The 26,732-nt window shown below is 60.0% G+C and carries 25 protein-coding genes; 9 read left to right on the forward strand and 16 right to left on the reverse strand.

The window, feature by feature from the left end; all coding sequences use genetic code 11:
* Window positions 1-157 precede the first annotated feature (157 nt).
* A complete protein-coding gene (gene ppk1 / locus ACYZT2_RS27705; protein WP_461969020.1) occupies window positions 158-2,380 on the reverse strand; it encodes a polyphosphate kinase 1 in 2,223 nt (740 codons plus the stop codon).
* Window positions 2,381-2,398: 18 nt separating this feature from the next.
* Window positions 2,399-3,412, reverse strand: coding sequence for a porphobilinogen synthase (gene hemB / locus ACYZT2_RS27710; RefSeq protein WP_008150323.1), 1,014 nt, complete (start codon window positions 3,410-3,412; stop codon window positions 2,399-2,401).
* Window positions 3,413-3,613: 201 nt separating this feature from the next.
* Here hemB and ACYZT2_RS27715 point away from each other — a divergent pair, with 201 nt between their 5' ends.
* Window positions 3,614-4,246: a DedA family protein gene (locus ACYZT2_RS27715; RefSeq protein WP_461969022.1), complete on the forward strand. Its 633-nt coding sequence runs from the start codon at window positions 3,614-3,616 to the stop codon at window positions 4,244-4,246.
* On the opposite strand, the gene ACYZT2_RS27720 is transcribed toward ACYZT2_RS27715, so the two are convergent.
* A complete protein-coding gene (locus ACYZT2_RS27720; RefSeq protein WP_461969024.1) occupies window positions 4,227-5,474 on the reverse strand; it encodes a sterol desaturase family protein in 1,248 nt (415 codons plus the stop codon). The genes ACYZT2_RS27715 and ACYZT2_RS27720 overlap by 20 nt on opposite strands.
* A 114-nt stretch (window positions 5,475-5,588) precedes the next feature.
* On the opposite strand from ACYZT2_RS27720, the gene elbB reads away from it, so the two are divergent.
* A complete protein-coding gene (gene elbB, locus ACYZT2_RS27725; RefSeq protein ID WP_052964543.1) occupies window positions 5,589-6,257 on the forward strand; it encodes an isoprenoid biosynthesis glyoxalase ElbB in 669 nt (222 codons plus the stop codon).
* A gap of 116 nt (window positions 6,258-6,373) precedes the next feature.
* On the opposite strand, the gene ACYZT2_RS27730 is transcribed toward elbB, so the two are convergent.
* Together ACYZT2_RS27730 and ACYZT2_RS27735 are read right to left on the reverse strand one after the other, a co-directional pair.
* On the reverse strand, window positions 6,374-6,829 hold the full coding sequence (locus ACYZT2_RS27730) for a YaiI/YqxD family protein (protein WP_008012502.1): 456 nt from the start codon (window positions 6,827-6,829) through the stop codon (window positions 6,374-6,376).
* A gap of 117 nt (window positions 6,830-6,946) precedes the next feature.
* Window positions 6,947-8,845, reverse strand: a complete 1,899-nt coding sequence (locus tag ACYZT2_RS27735) for an FTR1 family protein (protein WP_461969027.1) — start codon at window positions 8,843-8,845, stop codon at window positions 6,947-6,949.
* Between the two features lie 330 nt (window positions 8,846-9,175).
* On the opposite strand from ACYZT2_RS27735, the gene ACYZT2_RS27740 reads away from it, so the two are divergent.
* From ACYZT2_RS27740 to ACYZT2_RS27755, 4 genes are read left to right on the forward strand one after another with little or no spacing between them, the layout of a single operon-like run.
* On the forward strand, window positions 9,176-10,570 hold the full coding sequence (locus tag ACYZT2_RS27740) for a COG3014 family protein (RefSeq protein ID WP_461969029.1): 1,395 nt from the start codon (window positions 9,176-9,178) through the stop codon (window positions 10,568-10,570).
* A gap of 15 nt (window positions 10,571-10,585) precedes the next feature.
* Window positions 10,586-10,957 (forward strand): YcfL family protein, encoded by a 372-nt coding sequence (locus tag ACYZT2_RS27745; protein ID WP_461969031.1) that lies wholly within the window; start codon window positions 10,586-10,588, stop codon window positions 10,955-10,957.
* A gap of 39 nt (window positions 10,958-10,996) precedes the next feature.
* Window positions 10,997-11,584 (forward strand): penicillin-binding protein activator LpoB, encoded by a 588-nt coding sequence (gene lpoB, locus ACYZT2_RS27750; RefSeq protein ID WP_007899345.1) that lies wholly within the window; start codon window positions 10,997-10,999, stop codon window positions 11,582-11,584.
* A gap of 3 nt (window positions 11,585-11,587) precedes the next feature.
* Window positions 11,588-12,331 (forward strand): penicillin-binding protein activator LpoB, encoded by a 744-nt coding sequence (locus tag ACYZT2_RS27755; RefSeq protein WP_461969033.1) that lies wholly within the window; start codon window positions 11,588-11,590, stop codon window positions 12,329-12,331.
* Between the two features lie 55 nt (window positions 12,332-12,386).
* On the opposite strand, the gene ACYZT2_RS27760 is transcribed toward ACYZT2_RS27755, so the two are convergent.
* The 3 genes from ACYZT2_RS27760 to ACYZT2_RS27770 all read right to left on the reverse strand — a co-directional run bounded on the left by ACYZT2_RS27760 (window position 12,387) and on the right by ACYZT2_RS27770 (window position 15,761).
* Entirely contained in the window at window positions 12,387-13,019 is a 633-nt protein-coding gene (locus ACYZT2_RS27760) for a LysE family transporter (protein WP_461969035.1), read from the reverse strand.
* A 250-nt stretch (window positions 13,020-13,269) separates the two neighbouring features.
* A complete protein-coding gene (locus ACYZT2_RS27765; RefSeq protein ID WP_461969037.1) occupies window positions 13,270-13,851 on the reverse strand; it encodes a mechanosensitive ion channel domain-containing protein in 582 nt (193 codons plus the stop codon).
* Window positions 13,851-15,761 carry an ATP-binding cassette domain-containing protein gene (locus ACYZT2_RS27770; RefSeq protein WP_461969039.1) on the reverse strand — a complete coding sequence of 637 codons (1,911 nt, stop codon included), beginning with the start codon at window positions 15,759-15,761 and terminating at the stop codon, window positions 13,851-13,853. The genes ACYZT2_RS27765 and ACYZT2_RS27770 overlap by 1 nt, the downstream gene beginning before the upstream one ends.
* A 50-nt stretch (window positions 15,762-15,811) precedes the next feature.
* Here ACYZT2_RS27770 and ACYZT2_RS27775 point away from each other — a divergent pair, with 50 nt between their 5' ends.
* The gene (locus ACYZT2_RS27775; protein ID WP_461969041.1) at window positions 15,812-16,276 is read left to right on the forward strand and encodes a TIGR02444 family protein; all 465 of its coding nucleotides are present in this window, start codon (window positions 15,812-15,814) and stop codon (window positions 16,274-16,276) included.
* Here the strand turns inward: ACYZT2_RS27775 and ACYZT2_RS27780 are convergent.
* A complete protein-coding gene (locus ACYZT2_RS27780; RefSeq protein ID WP_461969043.1) occupies window positions 16,273-17,400 on the reverse strand; it encodes an AlgP family protein in 1,128 nt (375 codons plus the stop codon). The two genes, ACYZT2_RS27775 and ACYZT2_RS27780, sit on opposite strands and share 4 nt — an antisense overlap.
* Before the next feature lie 192 nt (window positions 17,401-17,592).
* Between ACYZT2_RS27780 and ACYZT2_RS27785 the strand changes: the two genes are divergently transcribed.
* Window positions 17,593-18,258 (forward strand): FKBP-type peptidyl-prolyl cis-trans isomerase, encoded by a 666-nt coding sequence (locus ACYZT2_RS27785; RefSeq protein WP_461969045.1) that lies wholly within the window; start codon window positions 17,593-17,595, stop codon window positions 18,256-18,258.
* Window positions 18,259-18,320: 62 nt separating this feature from the next.
* Here the strand turns inward: ACYZT2_RS27785 and ACYZT2_RS27790 are convergent, their stop codons facing one another.
* The 7 genes from ACYZT2_RS27790 to ACYZT2_RS27820 all read right to left on the reverse strand — a co-directional run bounded on the left by ACYZT2_RS27790 (window position 18,321) and on the right by ACYZT2_RS27820 (window position 24,797).
* Complete coding sequence (locus tag ACYZT2_RS27790; protein ID WP_007899333.1) at window positions 18,321-18,779, reverse strand: Rsd/AlgQ family anti-sigma factor; 459 nt, start codon at window positions 18,777-18,779, stop codon at window positions 18,321-18,323.
* Between the two features lie 179 nt (window positions 18,780-18,958).
* On the reverse strand, window positions 18,959-19,510 hold the full coding sequence (locus ACYZT2_RS27795) for a disulfide bond formation protein B (RefSeq protein ID WP_461969047.1): 552 nt from the start codon (window positions 19,508-19,510) through the stop codon (window positions 18,959-18,961).
* Window positions 19,511-19,819: 309 nt separating this feature from the next.
* Window positions 19,820-21,052 (reverse strand): heme biosynthesis HemY N-terminal domain-containing protein, encoded by a 1,233-nt coding sequence (locus ACYZT2_RS27800; RefSeq protein WP_461969049.1) that lies wholly within the window; start codon window positions 21,050-21,052, stop codon window positions 19,820-19,822.
* Window positions 21,049-22,203 (reverse strand): uroporphyrinogen-III C-methyltransferase, encoded by a 1,155-nt coding sequence (locus ACYZT2_RS27805; RefSeq protein ID WP_461969051.1) that lies wholly within the window; start codon window positions 22,201-22,203, stop codon window positions 21,049-21,051. Before ACYZT2_RS27805 ends, ACYZT2_RS27800 begins: the two co-directional genes overlap by 4 nt.
* Before the next feature lie 16 nt (window positions 22,204-22,219).
* On the reverse strand, window positions 22,220-22,987 hold the full coding sequence (locus ACYZT2_RS27810; RefSeq protein WP_461969053.1) for a uroporphyrinogen-III synthase: 768 nt from the start codon (window positions 22,985-22,987) through the stop codon (window positions 22,220-22,222).
* A complete protein-coding gene (gene hemC, locus ACYZT2_RS27815; RefSeq protein WP_461969055.1) occupies window positions 22,984-23,925 on the reverse strand; it encodes a hydroxymethylbilane synthase in 942 nt (313 codons plus the stop codon). The genes ACYZT2_RS27810 and hemC overlap by 4 nt, the downstream gene beginning before the upstream one ends.
* A 125-nt stretch (window positions 23,926-24,050) precedes the next feature.
* Window positions 24,051-24,797 (reverse strand): LytR/AlgR family response regulator transcription factor, encoded by a 747-nt coding sequence (locus tag ACYZT2_RS27820; RefSeq protein ID WP_461969057.1) that lies wholly within the window; start codon window positions 24,795-24,797, stop codon window positions 24,051-24,053.
* Between the two features lie 461 nt (window positions 24,798-25,258).
* On the opposite strand from ACYZT2_RS27820, the gene argH reads away from it, so the two are divergent.
* Window positions 25,259-26,653 carry an argininosuccinate lyase gene (gene argH, locus ACYZT2_RS27825; RefSeq protein ID WP_461969059.1) on the forward strand — a complete coding sequence of 465 codons (1,395 nt, stop codon included), beginning with the start codon at window positions 25,259-25,261 and terminating at the stop codon, window positions 26,651-26,653.
* Window positions 26,654-26,732 lie beyond the last annotated feature (79 nt).

The raw sequence follows: 26,732 nt of genomic DNA on the forward strand, positions 1-26,732 counted from the left end.
GCCGCAGGCTGTGATCTTTTGATCTTTCCCACAGACAACTCCTTGTCTGAATGGGCTCCAAGATCAAAAGATCGCAGCCTTCGGCAGCTCCTACAGGGGAATTCATCAGGATTGAAGAGCCCGGGCAGCCCTTGATTGGCTACCCGGGAGGCTGGCATTAACGAACAGCCAGAATCGGGCTGCCCAAACGCTCAAGCAAGGTTGCTTGGGCACTGCGCGGGTTCTGGTTGCCGGTCGGCGTGTTGCGAATGTAGCGACCGTCCGCCTGCAGGCTCCAGCTGTGGGTGTTATCGGTGAGATAGAGCTCCAGCTCTTTCTTGACCCGCAAAATCAGCTTCTTGCCTTCAACCGGGAAGCAAGTCTCGACGCGCTTGTCTAGGTTGCGCTCCATCCAGTCGGCACTGGACAGGAACATCTGCTCTTCACCGCCATTGAGGAAGTAGAAGACCCGGGTGTGTTCCAGGAAGCGTCCGATGATCGAGCGCACGTGGATGTTGTGGGAGACGCCGGCGATGCCCGGGCGCAGGCAGCACATGCCGCGCACCACCAGATCGATACGCACTCCAGACTGACTGGCCTTGTACAACGCGCGGATGACTTTCGGATCGGTCAGCGAGTTGAACTTGGCGATGATGTGCGCCGGCTTACCATCGAGAGCAAATTGCGTCTCCCGGGCAATCATGTCGAGCATGCCCTTTTTCAGCGTGAACGGCGCATGCAGCAGTTTCTTCATGCGCAGGGTTTTACCCATGCCGATCAACTGGCTGAACAGTTTGCCGACGTCTTCGCACAAGGCGTCGTCGGAGGTCAGCAGGCTGTAGTCGGTGTACAGACGGGCGTTGGCCGCGTGGTAGTTGCCTGTACCCAAGTGGGCGTAGCGGACAATCTCGCCAGCCTCACGACGCAAAATCAGCATCATCTTGGCGTGGGTCTTGAAGCCGACCACGCCATAAATCACCACCGCACCGGCAGCTTGCAGACGGCTGGCCAGTTGCAGGTTGGATTCTTCGTCGAACCGCGCACGCAATTCGATTACCGCCGTCACTTCCTTGCCGTTACGCGCAGCGTCCACCAGCGCATCGACAATCTCGGAGTTGGCGCCACTGCGATACAACGTCTGACGAACCGCCAACACGTGTGGATCCTTGGCCGCCTGGCGCAGCAAGTCGACCACCGGGGTGAACGATTCGAACGGGTGCAGCAGCAGGATGTCCTGCTTGCTGATCACGCTGAAAATGTTCTCGCTGTTTTGCAGCAGTTTCGGGATCTGCGGGGTGAACGGGGTGTATTGCAGCTCCGGATGACTGTCCAGGCCAGTGATGCTGAACAGCCGGGTCAGGTTGACTGGACCGTTGACCTGATACAGCTCGGTCTCGTGCAGGTTGAACTGCTTGAGCAGGTAATCGGACAAGTGTTTCGGGCATGTGTCGGCCACTTCCAGCCGCACTGCGTCACCGTAGCGACGGGAGAACAACTCGCCGCGCAGGGCGCGGGCCAGGTCTTCTACATCTTCGGTGTCAACCGAGAGGTCGGCGTTTCGGGTCAGGCGGAACTGATAGCAGCCCTTGACCTTCATGCCCTGGAACAGATCATCGGCATGGGCGTGGATCATCGACGACAAGAACACGTAGTTGTCGCCCGGGCCACCGACTTCTTCCGGCACTTTGATGATCCGCGGCAGCAGACGCGGCGCCGGAATGATAGCCAGACCAGAGTCGCGACCGAAGGCGTCGATGCCTTCGAGCTCGACGATGAAGTTCAGGCTCTTGTTCACCAGCAACGGGAACGGGTGCGTGGGGTCGAGGCCGATCGGGGTGATGATCGGCGCAATCTCGTCGCGGAAATAACGACGAACCCAAGTCTTGAGCTTGGTGGTCCAGTAGCGACGACGGATGAAACGGACCTGATGTTTTTCCAGTTCCGGCAACAGAATGTCATTGAGGATCGCGTATTGGCGATCGACGTGGCCGTGCACCAGCTCACTGATGCGGGCCAGGGCCTGATGCGGTTGCAAGCCATCTGCGCCGGCCTGTTCACGGGCGAAGGTAATCTGCTTCTTCAGGCCGGCTACACGAATCTCGAAGAACTCGTCCAGGTTACTGGAGAAAATCAGCAGAAACTTCAGCCGCTCCAGCAATGGGTAGGACTCATCCAGCGCCTGTTCCAGCACGCGGATGTTGAACTGCAGTTGCGAGAGCTCACGATGGATGTACAGGCTGCTGTCATCCAGGCCGGGAATCGCAATCGCTGGCGCCGCCACAGCGGGCTCGGCCACCACCGCGGGAGGAGCAGGCTCCAGCTCCGGCGGGGTTTCGGCGATGTGCTCCACCACAGGTTGAGCGTCTTTTACGGCAACTTCAGTGAGTCCTTCGGTATTCATCGAATGTTCCTGGGAGGGCTATTTTTGCTCTCGTAACAATTGAGCAGCACGGACGGCAAAGTAAGTCAGGATGCCATCAGCGCCTGCACGTTTAAAAGCGGTCAGGGATTCGAGGATAACCCCTTCGCTCAACCAGCCATTCTGGATCGCTGCCATGTGCATGGCGTATTCGCCACTGACCTGATAGACAAAGGTCGGCACTTTAAATTCTTCTTTGACCCGGTAAAGGATATCCAGATACGGCATGCCTGGCTTGACCATGACCATGTCCGCGCCTTCTGACAAGTCCGCCGCCACTTCGTGCAGAGCTTCGTTGCTGTTGGCCGGGTCCATCTGATACGAGGCCTTGTTGGCCTTGCCCAGGTTCAGCGCCGAGCCCACCGCATCGCGGAACGGACCGTAATAGGCGCTGGCGTATTTGGCCGAGTAGGCCATGATTCGCACGTTGACGTGATCGGCCAGTTCCAGCGCTTCGCGGATTGCCTGGATGCGACCGTCCATCATGTCCGACGGGGCCACCACCTGAGCGCCGGCTTCGGCGTGGGACAAGGCCTGTTTAACCAGTGCGTCGACGGTAATGTCGTTCTGCACGTAGCCTTCTTCGTCGAGAATGCCGTCTTGCCCGTGGGTGGTAAACGGGTCCAGGGCGACGTCGGTGATCACACCCAGTTCAGGGAACTGCGCGCGCAAGGCACGAGTAGCACGCTGGGCGATGCCGTTGGGGTTCCACGCTTCAGCGGCGTCCAGGGATTTGAGCTCTGGTGGCGTCACCGGGAACAATGCCAGCGCCGGAATCCCCAGTTCAACCCATTTGGCCGCTTCTTCAAGCAACAGGTCGATGGTCAGGCGTTCAACGCCCGGCATCGAGGCCACCGCTTCGCGACGGTTTTCACCGTCCAGCACGAACACCGGCAGGATCAGATCGTCGACGGTCAGTACATTTTCACGGACCAGTCGACGCGAGAAATCATCACGACGGTTGCGACGCAGGCGGGTTGCAGGAAACAAACGGTTGGCGGGGGTAAAGCTCACGGCAGACTCCTGAGCCCGCGCTGGCGGGCGAGCGTGACAGTTATAAGCAGACATTATGACTAACGTATTACAGTTATGTGCACCCCTATAGCCGCATTCCATTGTCCTTGTAGGAAATGTTCACGTCGAGACACATTTGGACACTTTCATGAATGTGCACGAAGGGTTAGGCTGCGCGTTCATTTCGCCAGCACCCAGACAATGCTCCAACAATTCCTACATGACTTCGGCTACTTTGCCCTTTTTCTCGGCACGTTTTTCGAAGGCGAAACCATTCTGGTGCTCGCAGGCTTCCTCGCGTTCCGTGGATACATGGATATCAAGGTGGTGATGCTCGTGGCATTCCTCGGCAGTTATGCCGGCGATCAGCTGTGGTACTTCCTGGGACGCAAGCACGGGCGCAAATTGCTGGCCCGCAAACCGCGCTGGCAACTGATGGGTGATCGGGCGCTGGAACATATTCGCAAGCACCCGGACATCTGGGTGCTGAGCTTCCGCTTTGTCTATGGACTGCGCACCGTGATGCCGGTGGCGATCGGTCTGTCGGGCTATCCGCCGGGACGTTATCTGCTGCTCAACGGGATTGGCGCAGCCATCTGGGCCGCCGCGCTGGCTTCCGCCGCCTATCACTTCGGCGCAGTGCTCGAAGGCATGTTGGGCAGCGTCAAAAAGTATGAACTGTGGGTGCTGGGCGCTCTGCTGGTACTGGGTTTTGGCCTGTGGCTGCGGCGGCGCTTCAAGAATGCCCGTCTGGCGAAGAAGATCTACGCCGACGAGCAAGCATTGAAAGCCGAACAGGCCAAGTCCAGCGAACCTACGACGCCCATCGAGTGAAGCGGTTTCTACAACAGTAGAGACCGATTCCGCTGAGCAGGCTGTAACTGAGCAGCCCCACCCAGCCCATCGCGCTGCCCATTACACTGCCCGGCCATAACCCGACCATTGGCGCCAGCCATACCAGCGGCAGGTTGGACGCCAGCCGCAACAGCTCCAGCTTCAATGCCTGCGGGCGATTTTCCAGGGCCGCGCCCAACACAAACAGCCCCAGTGTCACGGCGCTCCAACCCAACACCAGAGCCGAAGTCGGCAGGCTCTGTTCCAGGTTCATCAAGTAACTGCCCAAGGCGATGTAGACGCAAAATTGCAGCGCCACATACCATTGCTGGCGTCCATCCAGCGGCACTTCGAATTTGCGGAATTGGCTCAGGTCCGGTTTGTTCATCGGGTACTTGGCCGCCACATCTGCCGGCCGCCAACCGGTGCGCATGAACCAGATCCGCAGCTTGTCCCACCCGTTTTCGGCGCGCCGGGCGTCATCCCATAGCTGCGCATAGAACTGCACGTTCGCCCACAACGGATTCCAGCTCGCCAGCGGTGTGGTCACGCCGAAAATTACCGGCTCGTTGTCGTCCTCTTCCTGGAACGAACCAAATAGACGGTCCCAAGTAATGAACACCCCGCCGTAGTTGCGATCCATGTAGAGAGCATTTTGTGCATGGTGAGCCCGATGATTGGACGGCGTGACGAAGAACCACTCGAACCAGCCAAGCTTGGGAATGTGCCGGGTATGCACCCAGAATTGATACAACAGATTCAGTGCCGCAACGCTGACGAACACCACCAGCGGAACGCCGAGCACGGCCATGGGCAGGTAGAAAATCCAGCTCAACAGAAACCCGGTGCTGGTCTGGCGCAAGGCCGTAGAGAGGTTGTAATCCTCGCTCTGATGATGCACCGAGTGCGCGGCCCAGAGGATGTTGCGCTCGTGGCCCATGCGGTGCAGCCAGTAGTAGCAGAAGTCGTAGAAGACAAAAGCAAACACCCAGACCCAGACGCTGTCGGCCGACAATTCAATCACGGCCAGGTGCTTCAGGGCGAAGGCATACGTCACCAGGCCGACGCCTTTGGTCAACAGGCCCGTGGTGGTCGACAGCACGCCGGTACTGAGGCTGTTGATCGCGTCTGCCACGCGGTAATTGCTCTCCCCGCGCCAACGGTCGACCAGCAACTCGACCGCAATCAGCACAAAGAAAAACGGCACCGCATACAGAATGAAGTCCATGACGCGCCCTGATCAGAATCGTTCAGCAGAGATTAGGTGTAGCCGCGTATTAACCCTATGGCAACGAGTGACAAATTAGTGGACATTTAACGCCATGAATCTGGAGAAAAGCCCATGAGCAAAAAAATTGCAGTGATCCTTTCCGGCTGCGGCGTGTATGACGGCGCCGAGATCCACGAAAGCGTGATCACCCTGCTGCGGCTGGACCAACGCGGCGCCCAGGTGCAGTGTTTCGCACCCAATATCGCGCAATTGCACGTGATCAACCACCTGACCGGCGAAGAAATGCCGGAGGCGCGCAACGTGCTGGTGGAATCGGCGCGGATCGCCCGGGGCAACATCAAGGATATCCGTGAAGCCAGCGTCGAAGACTTCGATGCGCTGATCGTTCCTGGCGGATTCGGGTCGGCCAAGAACCTGTCGAACTTTGCCGTCGAAGGCGCCGGATGCAGCGTTCAGCCTGACGTCCTGGCGTTGACCGAAGCGTTCGCCGAAGCCGGCAAACCGGTGGGGCTGATCTGCATCTCGCCGGCCCTGGCCGCAAAAATCTACGGTCCGGGTGTGACCTGCACCATCGGCAACGATGCCGATACCGCTGCCGCGATGAACAAGATGGGCGCCACCCATGCCGAGTGCGCAGTGACCGACATCGTCGAAGACAAGGCGCGCAAGCTGGTGAGCACCCCGGCGTACATGCTGGCGCAATCGATCAGCGAGGCCGCTTCCGGCATCAACAAACTGGTCGACCGGGTGCTGGAACTGACCCACGAGAACGACGAGTAACACTGTTCAATGTGGGAGCGAGCCTGCTCGCGATAGCGGTCTAACCGTCGACATCAATGTTGAGCGTGCCGACCCCATCGCGAGCAGGCTCGCTCCCACAGGGACCACCGTCCTGCTTAAGACTTGCGCGACAACCGCGTAAGTATCCGGTCCAGCGCATTGGCGAACGCCTGTTTCTCGCGATCGCCGAACGGCGCCGGTCCGCCGCTCATCTGACCCTGCTCGCGCAGATCGGTGAACAGGTTACGCACCGCCAGCCGATCGCCCATGTTCTGCGCATCGAACTCCTTGCCCCGTGGGTCCAACGCCGCAACGCCCTTCTTCACCAGACGATCTGCCAGCGGCACATCGCTGCAAATCACCAGTTCACCTGGCACCGCGTGTTCCACCAGGTAATCGTCGGCGGCATCCGGGCCGCTGGGCACCACGATCAGCTTCACCAGGGCGAGTCCCGGTTTGATCTGCGGCTGACCGGCCACCAGCACCACTTCGAATTGGCGCTTGAGGGCGAATTTCACCACCAGATCCTTGGCTGCCCTCGGGCAAGCGTCGGCATCGATCCACACGCGCATTTTTTACCTCTTCCAAAAAAATCGTCGGATCGCCGCCCGGAGCCGGCTCGCTCCCACAGGTTATACGCAATCCTGTGGGAGCGAGCCTGCTCGCGATTGTGAGCGCAGCGAATGCTTTTAAGGAACAGACACCCGCCGCTTCTCGGTCATCCGGCTACGGCTGTACAGCACGATGATCGCAATGATCGCCACGGCCTGAGCACTCAGCGAATAGGCATCAGCGTGAATCCCCAGCCAGTCGAAGTCAAAGAACGGTACCGGCCGCGTGCCGAAGATCCCGGCTTCCTGCAACGCCTTCACGCCATGGCCGGCAAACACCACCGACAACGCACACAACAGCCCGGCGTTGATGCCGAAGAACAACGCCAGCGGCAGTTTTGCCGAGCCGCGCAAAATTACCCAGGCCAGACCAATCAGCAATACCAGCGCCGTCGCCCCACCCGCCATTACGGCGTTGTGCCCTGCCGGACCGGCCTGCAACCACAGGGTTTCGTAAAACAGGATCACTTCGAACAGCTCGCGATACACCGAGAAGAACGCCAGGATCGCAAAGCCGAAACGCCCGCCGCCGCTCACCAGGCTGCTCTTGATGTAATCCTGCCAGGCCGCTGCGTGGCGACGGTCGTGCATCCACACCCCGAGCCAGAGCACCATGACACTGGCAAACAACGCCGTCGCACCTTCCAGCAATTCACGCTGGGCACCGCTGACGTCGATCACATACGCCGCCACCGCCCAGGTCGCCAGCCCGGCCAGCAGCGCCAGGCCCCATCCGATATTGACGCTGCGCACCGCCGATTGCTGGCCGGTATTGCGCAGGAACGCGAGGATCGCCGCGAGCACCAAAATCGCTTCCAGACCTTCTCGCAACAGAATCAACAGACCGGAAATGTAGCTCAGCGACCAACTCAAGCCATCACTGCCCAGCAGGCCAGCGGACTCTTTCAATTTGGCCTTGGCCGCCTCCAGACGCTGCTCAGCCTGGGCTACCGGCAAGCCGTCCTGCAATGACTGACGGTAAGCCATCAGGGACTTCTCGGTGTCTTTGCGCACGTTGGCGTCGACGTTGTCCAGAGAGCTTTCAACCAGCTCGAAGCCTTCCAGGTACGCCGCCACCGACAGGTCGTAGGCCTGATCGTGATCGCCGGCGCGGTAGGCCGCGATGCTTTTGTCCAACGTGGCGGCCGTGTAATCCAGCAACTGCCCCGGGCCACGCTTGACCTGTGGCGGTTGCGCCCGTTGCGCGCGGAAGGTCGCGGCCGCTTGCGGACCTTCGGCGGCCTGCACTTCGGCTGGCGTCTGACGTGCCAGGTCGGCGATGTCGTAGATTTTCCCGGATTTTGCCGCAGCCGGATCGGCGCTGAAGCTGGCGATGTAGGTCGCCAGGTCCCAACGCTGGCGATCATCCAGCTGATCGGCGAAGGCCGGCATGTCGGTGCCTTCGACGCCCATGCCCAGGGTGTTGTAGATCGCATAGAGGCTCAAGCGGTCCAGTCGCCCGGCATCGCGCAGGTTGGCCGGCGGTGGCGTCATGCCGACACCTGCCGGGCCATCACCAGCGCCCGCATCGCCATGGCACACCGAGCATTGCTGGGCATACAGCGGCGCGCCGCGAGTCGGGTCCGGGGTAATGACCGGAGCCTGACTGACCTCATAGGTCACCGCCAGTTTTGCCCCCAACTGTCGCGCCTGACGGGCAACATCCGCGCCGTCCTTGCGAGCGGCAATCGCAGCGCCAAGGCTGCCGACGCCTTGCTCCAACTCTGCGCGTTCAGGTTTGGCCGGCAAATCGGCGATCAAACCTTGTAGCACCTTGAGGAATTCCTGCTGTTCGCGGTACTCGGACTCATCGATGACCTTGCCCGCCTCGACCGTCGCCGGGTAATCGGCGCCGATGTAATCGAGCAAATGCAGGGCCTTGGGCGCACCTTCTGCGGTTTCGGCCAGCGCATTGAAGCTGCAGAACGCGATCATCGGCAGCACGAGCCACGCCAGAAAACGAGAGGAGGCAGTCATGAACAAATCTCAAATGGAAATACGAAGTAACACATTGTTCACTTCCAATGAGTTTCGCTCAAGCTTTGTTATGTTTGGTTTTTGCGGTGCGACCCACAGATCGGTTGCTTCAGGCTTGCAATAAGTAATGGCACAACCCTGAAAACATGAAATTAAAAAGCCATTACATAGCCAGCACCCCTGTCTATAATGCCGGGCCGTCGTTATTGCGATACGGCATTTAAGCTCCTCTTTTTATGAGGAATTGGCAGGAGGCCAACAGCCCTGTCGATGGGTCCCAACAGCCCGACCAGCACGCGGCTGCTTATATTCAGGGAAGACGTACCCCTTATGGCATTCCGTGCCCCCACCTTGATCGCGCTCAGCGCTGTCACATTGCTTTCCGGCTGCTCGGCCTTTCGTAACTACGATTCGGAACTTGCACAAACCAACCAGCAACTGGCTTCCGGCAACGTCGACGCCGCCTTGACCCTGCTGGAAAAGAACAACACCAGCAAAGACAAGGACCTGCTCTATTACTTTGAGAAGGGCGAACTGTTGCGCGCCAAGGGCGACTTGTCCGGCAGCCAGAACGCCTGGACCAGCGCCGATCAGGTGGTAGGCAAGTGGGAGGACTCGGTCAAGCTCGACACCGACAAATACCTGGCCCAGTTCGGTAGCTTCCTGGTCAACGACAAGGTTCGTCGCTACGAAGGCTACGACTACGAAAAAGTCATGCTGACCACGCAGATGGCCCTCAACCTGCTGGCGGTAAACGATTTCGACGGCGCCCGCACCGCGATCAAGAAGACTCACGAACGTGAAGCGGTGATCGCCGACCTGCGTGACAAGGAATACCTCAAGAGCGAAGAGCAAGCTGAGAAAGAAGGCGTCAAAACCCACTACAAGGATCTTCAGGGTTATCCGGTGGCCAGCCTCGACGCGCCGGAAGTGGTCGGCTTGAAAAACAGCTACCAGAGTGCGTTCAGCCATTACCTGGCCGGCTTCGTTTATGAAGCCCTGGGCGAGAAAGATCTGGCGGCGCCGGGTTATCGCAAGGCCGCCGAACTGCGTCCGAACACGCCGCTGCTGGAACAGGCGCTGGTGAATCTCGACAAACCCGCCAAGAACGATGACAGCGACATCCTGATCGTTGTGCAAAGCGGTCTGGCGCCGTCCCGTGATTCGATCCGCATTCCGCTGCCGTTGCCGATCAGCAACAACGTGGTGATCACGCCGCTGTCGTTCCCGATCATCAAGCCGGATACCTCCACTGCCGCCTTCGCCCAGATCGGCGTGGACGGTCAGCAGCTGGACCTGACCCAACTCAACAGCACCACTGCCATGTCCCGCCGCGCACTGCGTGATGACATGCCAGGCATCATCCTGCGCACCACCGTGAGGGCGATCACCCGTGGCGTGGCGCAGAAGCAGATCAACGAAACCAACCCGCTGGCGGGTCTTGCGGTCGGCATCACTTCAGCCGTGCTCGAAGGTGCCGATACCCGTACGTGGCGAACCCTGCCGGACAACACTCAGGTGGTGCGTCTGCGCTTGAAGAAAGGCGAGCACAGCGTCACGCTGCCGAGCGCCGTGGGTGGCTCGGTGGTGAAGGTCACCGTCGATCAGCGCTTTCAGGTCATCACCCTGCGCGCCGTGGGCAATCAAGTATTCGCCAGCGGCCTGGCTGCGCACGTAGTCCCGAGTGCCAACCCGACCGCCGTGGCCAGCCTCAAACAACCTTAAGAACGGAGTCTTTGCATGCGTTTCAAATTCATCGCCGTCGTCGCCCTCGCACTATTGGCCGGCTGCGCCACCCCGCCACCACCGGAGCCCGGCAGCGCTGCCAGCAAGATCGTGGCCATGGGCAAGCTCAAGAACATCGTCGTCGGCGCCATGCGCGTGGCTCGGGAAAACGGCTTCATGACGGTCAATGCGCAGCTGAGCAACACCAGCTACAACAACAAGACCTTCTACTACCGTTTTGCCTGGCTCGGCCCTGAAGGCTTCCCGGTTGCCGAAGAAGAAACCTGGAAAAGCCAGCTGATGTACGGCGAGCAGACCAGTTTCATTCAGGCCATTGCGCCGACCGCCAAAGCCGTGGATTTCCGTCTCGAAATCAAAACGCCTTAAGCACGACACCCTTTTCGTTCAGTTCTAGAGAGCATTCCCATGTTTGCACGCTTTTCGTTCATCGCCGTCATCGCCCTTCTGGCCAGCGGTTGCGCCAACACTTCGCCGACCCTGGGCAGCAAAAACATCAGCTACGGCGACACCAAGGCCGTGGAAACCGTGACCAACGAGTTCGGCTCCACCGACCTGCAGATGATTGCCGAATCCATGACCCGCTCCCTGGCCCAGTCCGGCATCCTGCAAGGCCGTCCGGTGGTTCAGGTTTACGACGTGAAGAACAAGACCAGCGAGTACATCGACACCCGCGAAATCACCACCAGCATCAAGACCCAGTTGATGAAGACCGGCGTCGCCCGCTTCGCCAGCGACAACACTGCCATGCAAAGCCAGGTTGACCAGCTCAAGCTGCAAAACCAGAGCGGCCTGTACAAGAAAAGCACCGTGGCCAAGACTGGCAACATGATCGCTGCCCAGTATCGCATCGAAGGCTCGATCAGCTCGATCGTCAAGCGCAGCAGCGATTACAAGGACGTCTTCTACAAATTCAGCCTGCAATTGATCGACGTTGAAAGCGGCCTGGCCGAATGGATGGACGAAAAAGAGATTCGCAAAACCACGGAGCGTTAATCGATGCGCACATGGATTGGCATGATGGCCCTGGCTTGCGCGTTCAGCGTGCAAGCGGCCCCGAAAGTCGCGGTGACGGATCTGGCGTACCAGGAACGAGTGGAGCAATACATCCACATCGTTTCGGCACAGAGCAACCACAGCCAGAGTTACTACGGCGCCAGCGGCTCTTCGAGTTACAACGAGATCGAAGCGACCAGCAGCTACATCGAACAAGGCGAGCTGCGTAAATTCACCGGCGACATCAAGGGCGAGATTCTGCGCACTGGTATGTTTCAGCTCGTGCAGGGCACGCCTTACACAGCATCATCCAAAGGTGACGTGTATGACGTGATCAAGCGGATCAAGGCCGGTAGCTTCAAGGGTGCCGACTACGTGCTGTTCGGCACCGTGTCAGACATCGACTTCACCCGCGACATGAACGAACTGACCAACACCGACAGCTATTCGGCGGTGTTGGGGCTGACACTGGTGGCGGACTTCAGCCTGATCAACACCAAGACCTTTGAAATCACCTCGGCCTTCACGGCGATGGGCGAAGGTCAGGACACCAAACTGGTGAATGGCCGGGATATCAAGATTTCGCTGAACCGCCCACGGGTGGTGCGCGATGTGTCCAAGGCGCTGGGTGAGGATGTGGCTGCGCAACTGAGCCAACAGCTCGGTGGTGGCGGTTACGAGCAGCCGGGGCAGGCCCCGCTGCATAACAACCTGCCGCGGGATACGGCGCCAGTCATTCTGCGCTGATCTCTGGAACTGAAAAGGCGACCTCGATGGGTCGCCTTTTTTGTGCCTGAAGGTTTTACACCGCCGCTTTGCGCAGGGTCGCCATGAACGCCGCCGCGCCGATGAACAGCCCGGCAAAGGTGCGGTTCATGCGTTTTTGCTGCTTGGGTGTGCGCAGCAAACGCAGCACCTTGGCCGCCAGCCCGGTGTAGCCGGCCATGACGATCAAGTCCACACAGATCATGGTCACGCCGAGGATCAGGTACTGGGCCACCAGCGGCGCGTGGGGATCGATGAATTGCGGCAGCACCGCGAGCATGAACACCAAGGCCTTGGGGTTGCTGACGTTCACCAGAAAACCGCGGAACACCAACGCCATAGGCTTGCCGATCTGCCGGATGGCCGCGTCGTCGCTCATGTCATTGGGTAGCGCGCGCCATTGCTTGACCGCGAGGTAGACCAGATACGCCACGCCAAACCATTTGATCGCGTAAAAGGCTGTGGCGGAGGCCGCGAGGATCGCCCCCACACCGGCAGCGACAATCGCAATCTGCAACGCCAGGCCCAGTTGCAGGCCCAGGGCGTTCCAGTAACCGCGCAAGAAACCGTAGCGCAAACCGCTGGACATTGACGCAATGGCGCCGGCACCGGGAGAAAGACTGATCACCCAGCAGGCGGCAAAAAACGCCAGCCATGTTTGAAGCAACATTGCACACCTCGACTCAGACTCCTGACAGACGTCTAAGCTAATGCGGCTTTGAGCCGATGACTATCGATTTTTTGTCGGACATGGCGACTGCCAACCTGCGTTTATGGCTGTAAGGCCCCTTCGCGAGCAGGCTCGCTCCCACAGTGAATCCCGGTTGTTCACAAAAAACAGGTTCACTGAAGACCGAGTGTGGGAGCGAGCCTGCTCGCGATAGCCGTGTATCGGCCACCTCCAGACTCGGGGTCAAAATCTATTTCTCGAACCCGTTCGAAGGGAACACATCAGTGCCACGCCAGCGTCGAACCGAGCGCTGGAAGAAAAGGCTATTGGGCACTTGCACCATGGCGTTGCCGGTGCCGAGTTCTTCGGCTTCGATCAGCGTGGTGTAGAGCAGATTGATCGCCACCACCCGGCCTTTGACACCGGGCTTGTCGGTGGTATCCACCAACTCGACCACATCGCCGATGCGGAACGGGCCGACGGTGAAGATCAGAATCGCGCACAACAGGTTGGACAGCACGCTCCACATGGCGAAGAACGCCACCGCCGCTACCGCGACAAAGCCGGACAACGCCGTCCAGAGCACCGTGGCCGACACGCCAAGGCGCTCCAGCACAAAAATCAGCGCGCTGCCCATGATCAGCCAGCGCAAACCGCCGCGCAGCGGCATGAAAAACTGCGGCGGAAAGGAATAGCGCTCACCCAATCGAGTCAGGCATTTAGCGACGACACGCTGGGCGATATATCCAGCCAACAGGATCAGCAGGATTTGCACGACCAGCCAGAGCGGCTCGACCCACATCGCCGGCAACGGCAGCTTGAAGGCTTCCATCAGGACAGCGCCTCCAGCTCCGCCTGCATGCTTTCGAGCAGTTCCAGCGCTTCCATCCAGGCTTCTTCCAGCTCGGCTTCCCGCACCTTCAGTTTGGCCTGTTCAGCCAGCAGATCACGCAAATCGTTCTTGCGCATCGGTTCGTAAATGTCGCTGTCGCCAAGGCTGGTATCGATCTTCGCCAGCTTCTCGTGCAACTTGCCCAGCTCGGCTTCAAGCTTGTCGGCCTCACGCTTGTGCGGTGCCAACTGCTGACGCAATGCAGCAGCGGCCTGGCGCTGGGCTTTCTTGTCGGTCTTGTCCGGATTGACCGGGGTGTTGCTGACCGGGGCATTGCGTTGACGGTATTCGACCAGCCAACGGGCGTAGTCTTCCAGGTCGCCGTCGAACTCCTCGACCTTGCCGTCTGCCACCAGATAGAAATTGTCAGTGGTGCTTTTGAGCAGGTGGCGATCGTGTGAGACCACCAGTACCGCACCACTGAATTCCTGCAGGGCCATGGTCAGCGCCAGACGCATTTCCAGGTCCAGGTGGTTGGTCGGTTCGTCGAGCAGCAGCAAGTTCGGACGATCCCAAGCGATCAATGCCAAGGCCAGACGCGCCTTCTCTCCGCCGGAGAAATTCAGTACCGGCTCATCGATACGCGCTCCACGGAAGTCGAACCCACCGAGGAAGTCGCGCAGGGTCTGCTCACGTTCGGTAGGCGCCAAACGCTGCAAGTGCAGCAACGGGCTGGCCTTGGAGTCGAGGGAATCCAGCTGATGCTGGGCGAAGTAGCCAACGACGGTGTTTTCACCGCGCGTCAGGCGACCGGCCAACGGCTCAAGCTCACCGGCGAGGTTTTTGATCAGGGTCGATTTACCCGCGCCGTTAGGGCCGAGCAAGCCGATCCGCGCGCCGGGGGTCAGTTGCAGCTTGACCTTCTCCAGCACGGTTTTGTCGCCGTAACCCAGACGAGCATCCGACAGGTCGATCAGCGGGCTGGAAATTTTCGTCGACTCGCGGAAGACGAAGTCGAACGGCGAATCGACGTGGGCGGCGGACAGCTCTTCCATCCGCTCCAGCGCCTTGATCCGACTCTGGGCCTGACGGGCCTTGGTGGCCTGGGCCTTGAAGCGGGCGATGTAGCTTTCCATGTGCGCACGTTGCACCTGTTGCTTCTCGTAGGCCTGCTGTTGCTGGGCCAGACGTTCGGCACGGGCGCGTTCGAAGGCGCTATAACCACCGCGATACAAAGTGATCTTGCGTTGATCGACGTGGGCTACGTGATCGACCACGGCATCGAGGAAGTCCCGGTCGTGGGAAATCAGCATCAAGGTGCCGGGGTAGCTTTTAAGCCACTCTTCGAGCCAGATGATGGCGTCGAGGTCCAAGTGGTTGGTCGGCTCGTCGAGCAGCAACAGGTCCGAAGGGCACATCAACGCCTGCGCCAAATTCAGACGCATCCGCCAGCCACCGGAGAAATCTCCTACTTGCCGATCCATCTGCTCATTGGTGAACCCAAGGCCGGCCAGCAGCTTTCGAGCCCGTGCGTCGGCGGTGTAGCCGTCGGCGCTGTCGAGTTCCGAGTGCAGGCGGGCCTGAGCGGCACCGTCATGGGCCGCTTCGGCTGCGGCGAGGTCGCGTTGCACCTCGCGCAGGCGCAGGTCACCATCGAGCACGTAGTCGACCGCGATGCGTTCGAGCGTCTCGATTTCCTGGCGCATGTGGGCGATGCGCCAGTCGGCCGGCAGGAAGCAGTCACCCGAGTCCGGGTGCAGTTCGCCACGAATCAAGGCGAACAGGCTCGATTTGCCGGCGCCGTTGGCACCGATGAGGCCGGCTTTGTGGCCGGCGTGCAGGGTCAGCTCGGCGTCTTCTAGCAGACGTTGCGGGCCACGCTGTAAAGTCAGGTTCTGAAGTCGAATCATAATGGCGGCGGAGTCTACCAGCTTCGCTCGCAACTGGCGCGAGTAGCACTATGTCCTCTGACCTGTGGAGCTTTTCCCTTGGCACTTACGCCCGTCCCGGCGTTGAAGCTGCTTGCCTGCAATTACAGTCGACGGGGGTGAACGTGTGCCTGCTGCTCTGTGGATTGTGGCTGGGGCAGCGAGGAGTCGCTTGCAACGAACAACGATTGCAACAGCTTCGCCGTGTGGCCGAGCCTTGGGACGCGGAGGTCGTGCGACCGCTACGGGCGTTGCGCAGGCAATGGAAGCCCGGTGCGGCCATAGACGTCGAACTGAATACGTTGCGCGAACAAGTCAAAACCCTGGAGCTGCAAGCCGAGCGACAGCTGTTGTTGCGACTGGAGCGATCGGCAAAGAGCTGGCCGCAGGATGAGGCGACCGATCTCTCGGCCTGGTTGGAAGGTATGGCGGCAGGCTCCGCCAACCTGGACCGCGACGCGCTGCATCAGCTGCGCGTCGCGGTAACCGGCACTTAGGAAGCGCTGGTTGGGCTGGTGCCGGTGTTCGACGACGTGGCTGGCGTTGGCGCAGACGGGGTGGTCGAGGTGGTTGCTGCAGGCGCTGGCGAAGCCGAGGAAGCCGGGGCTGAAGTTGCTGGCTTGATCGCTGGCGCAGTTGCCGGCTTGGCAGCGGCGACTGGCTTTTTCACGGCCGGTTTTGCTGCTGGCTTGGCCGCAGGTTTGGCTGCTGACTTCGCGGCTGGTTTTGCAGTGGCTGGCTTGGCAGCGGCAACAGGTTTCGCAGCAGCAGTTTTGGCAGCCGGTTTAGCGGCGGGTTTAGCCGCAGCTTTTACAGCAGGTTTTGCAGCTGGTTTTGCAGCTGGTTTTGCAGCGGGCTTGGCTGCAGCGGTTTTAGCCGCAACAGGTTTGGCGGCTGGCTTGGCAGCCGGTTTCGCGGCGGCAGGTTTAGCCGCTGATTTTGCCGCTGCAGTTCTTGCCGCGGCGGGTTTGGCAGCCGTGGTTTTTGCAGCCGGTTTAGCGGCAGCTGTTTTGGCAGCAGCGGGCTTGGCGGCAGGTTTGACAGCCGTCGTTTTAGCCGCTGGTTTCGAAGCGCTGGCAGCGACTGGTTTTTTCGCAGCCGGTTTTGCGGCTGGCTTGGTTGCGGCTTTCACCGCAGCTTTGGCCGCAGGCTTGGCTGGTGCTTTTGCAGCAGCTGGTTTGGCAGCGGCTTTCTTCGCAGGGGCCGCAGCTGGCTTGGCCGAACGCAGGGACAACGCTTTGCCGACAGCCTCTTGGACGCGACCGACACCCTGGGCCAGTTTCAGGCTTTCCTGAGCGTCGCGTTTGAGTTGCAGGATGTAGCTGCGCGTTTCGGACTGGCGATCCTTGAGGGCATCGAGCAAGTTCTCGAGTTCTTTCACCGCCTCTTTGGCCTTGGCTTGTGCCTTGGCTTTGCCGACGGCCGCAGCGTCCTGCAATTTGGTCCGGGATTTGTGCAGTTTCTCCTGCGCTTTTCCGCGTTGCTTTTCCAACTTGGCGAGCAGTTTTTCAGCATCAGCCAGAGCTTGGGAACAAGCGTTTTCCAAATGCTCGAGCAAGCTGCCCGAGAGTTGTTGGAGTAAGTGCAACGGAGTATTTACAGGCTTCTTGGTGGCCGACATGGTTTACCTCCTGGCTGACGTGAATGCGGCTCATACTAGACCTCTGCTACTACCGCCGCTAGGGCATGTTGACAGTATCGAAAGCACTCCGTTGCAACATCGCAAAAATGTTCTACGCATAACTAAAACCAGTTCACCTTCGAGCGCATCCACACTGGCATAATCCTGCGCATCTCAGGTCGGAGAGTGCCCATGTCGCGCTACCTTTTTTTATCGCTGTGCGTGTTTTTTTCCGTGGCCCAAGCCGCCGAAAAAAACGCCGCAAATGACGCTCACGATCTCGCTTACAGCTTGGGTGCAAGCCTTGGCGAACGCTTGCGCCAGGAAGTTCCGGACCTGCAACTTCCGGCCCTGCTCGAAGGTTTGCAACAAGCCTATCAAGGCAAGCCGCTGGCACTGAAAGATGAGCGGATCGAACAGATTCTGGCCGAGCATGAAGCCCGGGTTTCCATGCAATCACCTGTGCCGCAAAGCGAATTGGCTTTGGAAAACGAGCGACGGTTTCTCGTGGAAGAAAAAGCCAAGCCCGGCGTTCTTGAACTGGCCGATGGAATATTGCTGACAGAGTTGGTGCCGGGCACCGGTGCCAAGGCCGGTCCGAATGGCAAGGTCCAGGTGCTGTATATCGGACGCCTGCCTGACGGCTCAGTGTTCGACCAGAATAGCGAGGCGCAGTGGTTCAGTCTTGATAGCGTAATCAGCGGATGGCGCAGTGCGTTGCAAAACATGCCGGTCGGCGCGAAATGGCGCCTGGTGATTCCATCGGCCCAAGCCTACGGTGCCGAGGGTGCCGGCGATTTGATCGCGCCGTTCACGCCGCTGGTATTCGAGGTGGAATTGCGCGGTGCTACAAGCTGAAAACCGGAAACGAAAAACGGCGCGCATTTGCGCACCGTTTTGAGGGTGTTGCTGAATAAGGTTCAGGCCTGAACCGAATCCTCTTCCTTGTGGGCGGTATGCAACACTTCGATCAGGCAATCTTCCAGTTCGAAGCGTTCGTGCAAGAGGCCACCCAGCTCCTTGAATTTCTCCGCGACACACTTGCCTGCATCACACAGGTCGTTGAACGCCAGCAGCTTCTCAGTGATGACGTCGATGCGCGGGTAAATCGTCTCGGCCAACTCCAGACCGCGAGTATCACCGAACGCCTTGGCTTCGCCCGTCAGCTGTTCGTAGATCTCGAAATGCCCGGCAGACACGTAGTCGACCAGCACACCGCAGAATTCCTGCAACGGTTTTCGGTTCTCGCCCAAAGCTTCGGGTTTGGCGCCGAGAGCGTCATAGGCCCGAACCAGTTCGTGACGCTCCTGCAACCAGCGATCGATCAGCAGATGCACTCCACCCCAACGTTCCTGAGCATTCTGACAACTTTCGAGCATGGTGATTCTCTCTTCCCTTGTGGGTCATGCTGCTCTACACCTGTCGCACACTTGAAGATCAAGAATCGACCAGGCAGAGCGTCATTCGAGCAACATAAATCCAATGACACGTGCGGGCCAGATTATGCCCGCGCGCTTATGGCTTCAAGGTACGCAGGAGATAAAGTTCATACAAGTGTTTAATCGCCCGCCAGTACCCGGTGCGACGACTCGCCGCTGAGCGGTCGCTGACACGTGATCCAGACAAGGCGCAGCAACTGATATCCGCCCAGAATCATCATCGCAACGAAGAACAGCAGACTCCATTCCGGGATGCTCAGGTCGAACAGCGTCCAGGAAATTTCCGCGCAATCGGCGGTTCCTTTAAACATTCGCTGCACGACACACAACCAGGGCGTACTGGCGAACAGATCGGCCAAATTGGGCGAGCATGCCGATAGCTGATGCACCGGATCGCTCTGCAACAGAACTTGCCGCCACGCCGTGACGGTACCCGCCAGACTGCAAAGCAGACCCAGCAACCAATACAGGAACGATCCGAAGCGGCCAGGCCCCTGCACCGAAGCCGCCAGGCAGACACCCGTCAGCAGAGCCAGGCAAGCCCGCTGCAACAGGCACAACCCGCAAGGCTTGAGGCCGACCACATATTCCAGGTGATAGGAAACGCCCAAGGCCAGGGCACCTGCAATGAAAACCATGAAAAACAAGGAGCGTGAGCAGGCCAAAGACATGGCTTTTCCGTAACAGTAGAGACAGGTGGTTACGGTAGAGGAAAGCGCGGCAGCCTTTCAAGGCAGGCCGGCACGGACACTTCACCAGAAGTGTAGGGAATTCCCGACAGTGTCGAGAGGATTTGATGTAGTCCTCTGTAGGACTTTGCCGATGAAGGATTACAACGCTGAAACAGTGGCGGATTCGAAGCGATTTCCGCCCCTCGTAATTGGATGGACTCGCCCAAGCCGAGGCGTCAATGCGCCACGGTGGCAGTCTAAACAGCCAACGACAGCGAGGGCGAGTCCATCCAATTACAAGGGCAGGAATCAGGCGTGAGTCGGCACGGGCAGCGGTGCCGCCAGCAAGCGCTCATCCAATAGGCCCAAGCCCTCCTGGAACAGCTGATTACTGCGTTCGGTGTCACCCAGTTGCGCCAGCAACCGCGCCAGTTCGGCGCAGGCTTCAGGGTTGCGCTGCACACGCAGGCTGCTCTCCAGATAATCCCGAGCCTTGCCCCACAGACTGCTTTGCAGACACAAACGGCCCAACGTCAGCAACAGGCTCGGGTCGGCGGGATGATCCTTGAGCCAACCCTCGGCGGCGTGCAGTTGCCTGGCCGGATCACTGCCGCGAACCAGCCCGTACAGGCGTGCCAGATGGCTGTCGTATTTGCGCTTGAGGGCTGTACGCAGGACCTCTTCGGCCTCGACCTGCGCGCCCAGTTGGCGCAATTGCTCGGCATAGGCCAGCACCAGTTGCGGTTCCTGGCGCTGAGCAGCGGTGAGTTGCTGCCAGGCGCGATTGAGCGATTGCAGACCGACTGTTCCGTCCTGGTGCGCCGCCAACGAAAGATTCTCACCCCAAGCGCGACGCTCCAGTTCAGCCAGCTCGGCCGGTGGCAGCACCTTGTCCTTGCGTAACTCCGGCAACAAGCGAATCACGGCCGACCAGTCGCCCCGCTGCTGATGCAGGCGCTGCAACTGGCGCAGAGTCTGGACGTTATGAGGATGACGCTCGTGCATGGCCTGCAGGGTCACCAGCGCGCCTTCAGTGTCGCCGCGGTCGGTCTGCAATTGGGCATGGTTCAAGGCAATCGCCAGCTCGGCCTGGGGTTGTCGCTCAAGGGCGCGCTCCAGCAGGTTGTCGCTTTCCTCGTAATGACCTTGTTCGTTCGCGGCGCGGGCAGCACCGAGGTAGTAGAGCAGCGGCTGGCGCTCGGCTTCCGCTGCGCGATACAGATGACGCTGCGCACTGGCCCAGCGACCCTCGGCCAAATCCAGCTGACCGTGCTCTATCGCCACTTGCACTCGTCGACTGCGATTGCGCCGCGACCATGGATTGACCACTCCACCGGAAGTCGTCACCAGCTCGACCAACGCCTTGATGCCCCAGAACACCAACCACAACACGACCACCAGGGCCAGAGTTGCCCACAGGCTCGATTCGTAACGGAAAGTTTTGTAGGCGATCAGCACGTAGCCGGAATGCTCAGCAATCGCCAGCCCCAGCGCGGCGGCAGCGGCGATGACCACGAACACGATCACATAAAGGCGCTTCATGGCGTGGCCTCCTGCATCGTGCTCGCGGCAGGCTTGGCCAGAGGTTTCACCGACTCCTCGGCGTTGACGTTACGACGCTCGAGATAGGCCTGAACCGAACTCAACGTGCCCGCCAAATCTGGCGTGACCACCGTGACTGGCTGCTTGCTCAACTCGGCCACTTGCTCGAGCATGATTTTGCTTTGAGGGTTGTCCGGGTTGAAGTTGCCCTTGAGCACGTCCCGCGCCTCGGCCAGCGCCTGAGTGTAAACCGCGGCCTGACCATTGAGCGCGGCCCACTGCGCCTGCTCCAGCGTCAGGCTCAGGGCCAGACGAACCTGGCTCAGGCTCTGCCCTGCCAGCAATGGACGAACATTCTTGTCGGCGTTGAAATCGATGCGGATATAGCGCGATATCTGATCCCACCATTGTGCCCAGCGACTGGCACCGTCGCCATCGGCTGTCAGGCCCAGCAGGGATTCGCTACGGTCCTTGTATTCCGGTGCCAGCTCAGTGAGGTTGATCACTTGATCGCGCAAGGCACCCAGTCGCAGGAACAATCCGGTGCGATCCGGCTGTTCGGTACTGCGCAGGGCTACCAGGGTTCTGGCCACTTGCTCGCGAGCGGCGAAAGCCCCGGGGTCGTTCTGTTCACGGAGAATTTCATCGGCGCCTTGCACCAGGGCCTGGGCACTACTGATGTCCTGCAACGCCGACAAACGCAGGCTGGCCAGACGCAGCAAGTGCTCGGCTTCGGCCAGACGCCAGTCCTTGCGGCTCGCGCCGAGGACGGTTTCCAGGCGTTGATTCAAGCGTTGCTGATCGCCTTGAAGTTGAGTGACCAAGCGACTGCGCGCGTCGAGTTCCTCGGCGGCCGGCATTTGCTCGAGGCGAGCCGTCAGGCGCTGCTCGTTGAGTTTCAGGCTCTGGGCCTGATCGTTCAGTGCCTGAACCTGACTCAACTGTTGCTGGTTATTGGCTTGCAGATGACGCACCTGCCAGACTCCCCAACCGCCCACGGCAACACCGGCAGCGCCCAACAGCAGCGCGACGATTGCCAACCCATTGCCTCGGCGCTGCTCAACTGCAGGTGGCGCAGTTTCAACCGGTGCATCAGCCGGTGCATCAAGCACGGGCCGGACGTCATCTTTAGGCAAGGCTGTTTCGCTCACGTATCCATCCTTTGCATTAGAAAACGGGCACGGGGTGTTCCCGTAACGCCGCCAGCAAGGCCGCGGCACTGGCGCCACGACAATCCACAACTGTTTTGGCCCCGGCGGCACGTGCCAGCTCGGCGACCCTGGGGCTTGGAACAAACAACGGCAACCGCACCATGTCCGGCCAGGCATCGCCAGCCAATCGGTGCAGGTGCTCAAAACCCTGTCCACTGCTGACCACCAGCCCGTTCAAGCGTTCCGCTTTGATCCGGTCAGGCAGCGTTGCCGACGGGTACTGGGGCAAACCGCGTCGGTACAACTCCAGATACTCGACACTAGCACCAAGCTCGCGTAAACGCTCAGCCAGCAGCTCGCGCCCACCCTCCCCGCGCATGATCAGCACCCGCGGATCAGGTCGGGAGACAGCGTCGCGCAACTGCACAAGTTCAAGCAAGGCTTCGCTGTCGTCGCCGTCGACCGGGATGTTCACATCCAGCCCGTTTTCCTCGAGGATCTGCGCCGTCGCCGCGCCCACGCTGAACCACTTCGGAACCGGTGGCTGCGGCCAGTACTGGTTGAGCAGAGCGACCGCGATTCTCGCGGCCGGTTTGCTGACCACGATCACCGCGCAATAGCTTTCCAGGCTCTGAATCACTTCGCGCATTGTGTCAGAGACAGGAATCGGCTCGATATCCAAAAGCGGCAAGCTGCTGCTGAAAACCCCCGCGTCAGCCAACACACGGGCAAGCGCCGCCGACTCATCCGCAGGGCGCGTCAGCAACAGGCGCCAGCCAGTCACTCGTGCCCTGCCTCGCCATAGACTGCTTTCAGAATGTCGGCGGCGCCTTGGCTCAGCAGGTCTTCGGCCACTTGCACACCCAGCGCCTCGGCATCAGCCCGTGGCGCACGGGCCTCGGCGCTGAGCAGCAGACCGCCGCTCGGATCACCCACCAAACCACGCAACCAGATCTGCTCGCCTTCAAGCACGGCGTAGCAGGCAATTGGCACCTGGCAGCCGCCATTCAGATGTTTGTTGAGGGCACGTTCGGCGGTAACGCGGGTGGCCGTGTCCTGGTGATGCAGCGGCGCTAGCAGCGCGTGGATATCAGTGTCGGCGCTACGGCATTCGATACCGACCGCGCCCTGGCCACCGGCCGGCAGACTGTCTTCGACACTGATGGCCGAAGTGATGCGGTCTTCGAAGCCCAGGCGAATCAAGCCCGCTGCGGCGAGGATGATGGCGTCGTATTCGCCGGCATCGAGCTTGGCCAGGCGAGTGTTGACGTTGCCGCGCAGGAAGCGGATTTCCAGGTCCGGGCGGCGGGTCAGCAACTGCGCTTGGCGACGCAGGCTGGAGGTGCCGACGATGCTGCCTGGCGGTAACTCATCCAGGCTGGCGTAGGTATTGGAGACAAAGGCATCGCGCGGGTCTTCGCGCTCGCAGATGCAGAACAGGCCGAGGCCTTCGGGGAAGTCCATCGGCACGTCTTTCATGGAATGCACGGCGATGTCGGCTTCATTTTCCAGCAGCGCGGTTTCCAGTTCCTTGACGAACAGGCCCTTGCCGCCGATTTTCGACAGGGGCGAATCGAGCAGCTTGTCGCCACGACTGACCATGGGCACCAGCGTCACGAGCAGGCCCGGATGGGCCTGTTCCAGACGAGCCTTGACGTATTCGGCCTGCCACAGGGCGAGAGCACTTTTGCGGGTGGCGATGCGGATTTCGCGAGAGGACATGGATCAATCCGTACTGAATAGATACGGCAGATAATAACAGCTCAGCCAAATCCACTTTGACTTGTATCAGAAACTGCGTGGCCTCCCTGGCCTTCAATATCCGGTAATAGGGTAGAAATCCGCCCCTAAAGCTGTTGCATCATTTTGCGCACGCCGGCCACATGGCGTCGGCTGACGATCAGGGCATCGCCGTTCAGGCCTTTGAGAAACAGCTGGAAATGTCCAAGGGGCGTGCGTTGCAGCCGCTCGATGCGTTCGCGAGCAACCAGTGCGTTGCGGTGAATCCGCACGAAACGGTCGCCAAATTCGTCTTCGAGGGCTTTGAGTGGTTCGTCGAGCAGCACTTCACCGCCTTCATGACGCAAGGTGACGTACTTGTGGTCGGCGATGAAGTAGACCACCTGACCCAACGGAATCAGTTCGATGCCTTTTCGGGTGCGGGCGCTGATGTGGCTGCGCGGGCCGCTACCGGTTTCGGCCGCTGGGCGAGTCAAGGCCGCGAGCTGGACGCGATTGGGTCGCTCGGCTTTCTTTAATGCTTCGTGCAACTGTTCTGTGCGCACTGGCTTCACCAGATAGCCCACGGCGCTGGCCTGTAGGGCTTCCACGGCAAATTCATCGGACCCGGTGCAAAACACCACGGCGGGCGGGGTTTCGCGTTCGCACAATCGTGCAGCCACTTGCAGGCCATCAAAGCCCGGCATGCGAATATCGAGCAGCACGATATCCGGTTTGTGACTGTCGATCAGTGCCAACGCCTCTTCGCCGTTCGTGGCGCTGGGCTCCAGGACATTGTATCCCTCGAGTTCGCCGACCATTCGGCTCAGGCGCTCGCGGGCCAGGGGTTCGTCATCAACGATCAGGACATTCATATTGCGCTGGATTCCTGCGTGAGTCTCGCACAAGGATAGCGTAGACAGGTGAAGTGACGTCCGTCACCGCGATCCACGCTAAGACTAGCGCGAGGGCCAAAAAGTGCCGCGAGACCGGCGGCTAAATTTTCATCTGCCGGGTGACTGGCGGCCCAGGCCCGCGTTAGCGAGGCATCGCCGTAGGGTTTGCTGATACACAATATGAACACCCCTCTTCTCTCTATAGTCAGCTGCAGCATCGAGAAGTGCGCTGATCCTTTGTCCAACTGTAGACGGTTGCCGGCACGATATTGCTCAATTGAAAAATATCGTTGCGCAATTTCCGTATCGCTTGCCTCGAGCAGGGGTTCGCACGATGAGAAAAAACCTGTCGACCAGTGTCAGCGACAGGATTGGCAACCCTGTTATTATCCGCGTCAGCGTTCCACGCCATCTTTCTTCAAGCCGATACGAGCGAATTCATGAGCACTGACAAGACCAATCAGTCCTGGGGCGGCCGCTTCAGTGAACCCGTCGACGCCTTCGTCGCCCGCTTCACCGCCTCCGTCACCTTCGACCAGCGCCTGTATCGCCACGACATCATGGGCTCGATCGCCCACGCCAGCATGCTGGCCAAGGTCGGCGTGCTGACCGATGCCGAGCGCGACAGCATCATCGATGGCCTGAACACCATCCAGGGTGAAATCGAGGCCGGCCAGTTCGACTGGCGCATCGACCTTGAAGACGTGCACATGAACATCGAGGCGCGTCTGACCGACCGCATCGGCGTGACCGGTAAAAAGCTGCACACCGGCCGCAGCCGCAACGACCAGGTCGCCACCGACATCCGCCTGTGGCTGCGTGACGAGATCGACCTGATCCTCAGCGAAATCACCCGCCTGCAACAAGGCTTGCTGGAGCAGGCCGAACGCGAAGCCGGCAGCATCATGCCGGGCTTCACTCACCTGCAAACCGCGCAGCCGGTGACCTTCGGGCACCACATGCTGGCCTGGTTCGAAATGCTCAGCCGCGACTACGAGCGTCTGGTGGATTGTCGCAAGCGCACCAACCGCATGCCGCTGGGCAGCGCCGCACTGGCCGGCACCACTTACCCGATCGATCGCGAGTACACCGCTCAACTGCTGGGCTTCGACGCGGTCGGCGGTAACTCCCTGGACAACGTGTCCGATCGCGACTTCGCCATCGAGTTCTGCTCGGCCGCGAGCATCGCGATGATGCACTTGTCGCGGTTCTCCGAAGAGCTGGTGTTGTGGACCAGCGCGCAGTTCCAGTTCATCGAGTTGCCGGATCGTTTCTGCACCGGCAGTTCGATCATGCCGCAAAAGAAAAACCCGGACGTGCCAGAACTGGTTCGCGGCAAGACTGGCCGGGTATTCGGCGCCCTGATGGGCCTGTTGACCCTGATGAAAGGCCAGCCATTGGCCTACAACAAGGACAACCAGGAAGACAAGGAACCGCTGTTCGATGCCGCCGACACCTTGCGCGATTCGCTGCGGGCCTTTGCCGACATGATCCCGGCGATCAAGCCGAAACACGCGATGATGCGCGAGGCAGCTCTGCGCGGTTTCTCCACCGCCACCGACCTGGCTGACTATCTGGTTCGCCGTGGCCTGCCGTTCCGTGATTGCCACGAGATCGTTGGCCATGCCGTGAAGTACGGCGTGGAAAGCGGCAAGGACCTGGCGGAAATGAGCCTGGAGGAACTGCGCAAATTCAGCGATCAGATCGAGCAGGACGTATTTGCCGTGCTGACCCTGGAAGGCTCGGTGAATGCCCGTGACCACATCGGCGGGACTGCGCCGGCGCAGGTCAAGAAGGCTGTTGCTCGCGGCCAGGCGTTGCTCGCCAGCCGTTAAAAGCTAAAAGCATCGCGAGCACTCGCTCCCACACCGGATCTCGGTTGCTCACAAATTAATGTGTTCACCACCGACCCCA

The sequence above is a fragment of the Pseudomonas sp. MDT1-85 genome (genome assembly GCF_054898065.1).

Coding starts and splice junctions, on each gene's coding strand:
- ppk1 (WP_461969020.1), bottom strand. CDS start 2,380: ATGAATACCGAAGGACTCACTGAAGTTGCCGTAAAAGACGCTCAACCT.
- ACYZT2_RS27715 (WP_461969022.1), top strand. CDS start 3,614: ATGCTCCAACAATTCCTACATGACTTCGGCTACTTTGCCCTTTTTCTC.
- ACYZT2_RS27720 (WP_461969024.1), bottom strand. CDS start 5,474: ATGGACTTCATTCTGTATGCGGTGCCGTTTTTCTTTGTGCTGATTGCG.
- elbB (WP_052964543.1), top strand. CDS start 5,589: ATGAGCAAAAAAATTGCAGTGATCCTTTCCGGCTGCGGCGTGTATGAC.
- ACYZT2_RS27730 (WP_008012502.1), bottom strand. CDS start 6,829: ATGCGCGTGTGGATCGATGCCGACGCTTGCCCGAGGGCAGCCAAGGAT.
- ACYZT2_RS27735 (WP_461969027.1), bottom strand. CDS start 8,845: ATGACTGCCTCCTCTCGTTTTCTGGCGTGGCTCGTGCTGCCGATGATC.
- ACYZT2_RS27740 (WP_461969029.1), top strand. CDS start 9,176: ATGGCATTCCGTGCCCCCACCTTGATCGCGCTCAGCGCTGTCACATTG.
- ACYZT2_RS27745 (WP_461969031.1), top strand. CDS start 10,586: ATGCGTTTCAAATTCATCGCCGTCGTCGCCCTCGCACTATTGGCCGGC.
- lpoB (WP_007899345.1), top strand. CDS start 10,997: ATGTTTGCACGCTTTTCGTTCATCGCCGTCATCGCCCTTCTGGCCAGC.
- ACYZT2_RS27755 (WP_461969033.1), top strand. CDS start 11,588: ATGCGCACATGGATTGGCATGATGGCCCTGGCTTGCGCGTTCAGCGTG.
- ACYZT2_RS27760 (WP_461969035.1), bottom strand. CDS start 13,019: ATGTTGCTTCAAACATGGCTGGCGTTTTTTGCCGCCTGCTGGGTGATC.
- ACYZT2_RS27765 (WP_461969037.1), bottom strand. CDS start 13,851: ATGGAAGCCTTCAAGCTGCCGTTGCCGGCGATGTGGGTCGAGCCGCTC.
- ACYZT2_RS27770 (WP_461969039.1), bottom strand. CDS start 15,761: ATGATTCGACTTCAGAACCTGACTTTACAGCGTGGCCCGCAACGTCTG.
- ACYZT2_RS27775 (WP_461969041.1), top strand. CDS start 15,812: ATGTCCTCTGACCTGTGGAGCTTTTCCCTTGGCACTTACGCCCGTCCC.
- ACYZT2_RS27780 (WP_461969043.1), bottom strand. CDS start 17,400: ATGTCGGCCACCAAGAAGCCTGTAAATACTCCGTTGCACTTACTCCAA.
- ACYZT2_RS27785 (WP_461969045.1), top strand. CDS start 17,593: ATGTCGCGCTACCTTTTTTTATCGCTGTGCGTGTTTTTTTCCGTGGCC.
- ACYZT2_RS27790 (WP_007899333.1), bottom strand. CDS start 18,779: ATGCTCGAAAGTTGTCAGAATGCTCAGGAACGTTGGGGTGGAGTGCAT.
- ACYZT2_RS27795 (WP_461969047.1), bottom strand. CDS start 19,510: ATGTCTTTGGCCTGCTCACGCTCCTTGTTTTTCATGGTTTTCATTGCA.
- ACYZT2_RS27800 (WP_461969049.1), bottom strand. CDS start 21,052: ATGAAGCGCCTTTATGTGATCGTGTTCGTGGTCATCGCCGCTGCCGCC.
- hemC (WP_461969055.1), bottom strand. CDS start 23,925: ATGTCCTCTCGCGAAATCCGCATCGCCACCCGCAAAAGTGCTCTCGCC.
- ACYZT2_RS27820 (WP_461969057.1), bottom strand. CDS start 24,797: ATGAATGTCCTGATCGTTGATGACGAACCCCTGGCCCGCGAGCGCCTG.
- argH (WP_461969059.1), top strand. CDS start 25,259: ATGAGCACTGACAAGACCAATCAGTCCTGGGGCGGCCGCTTCAGTGAA.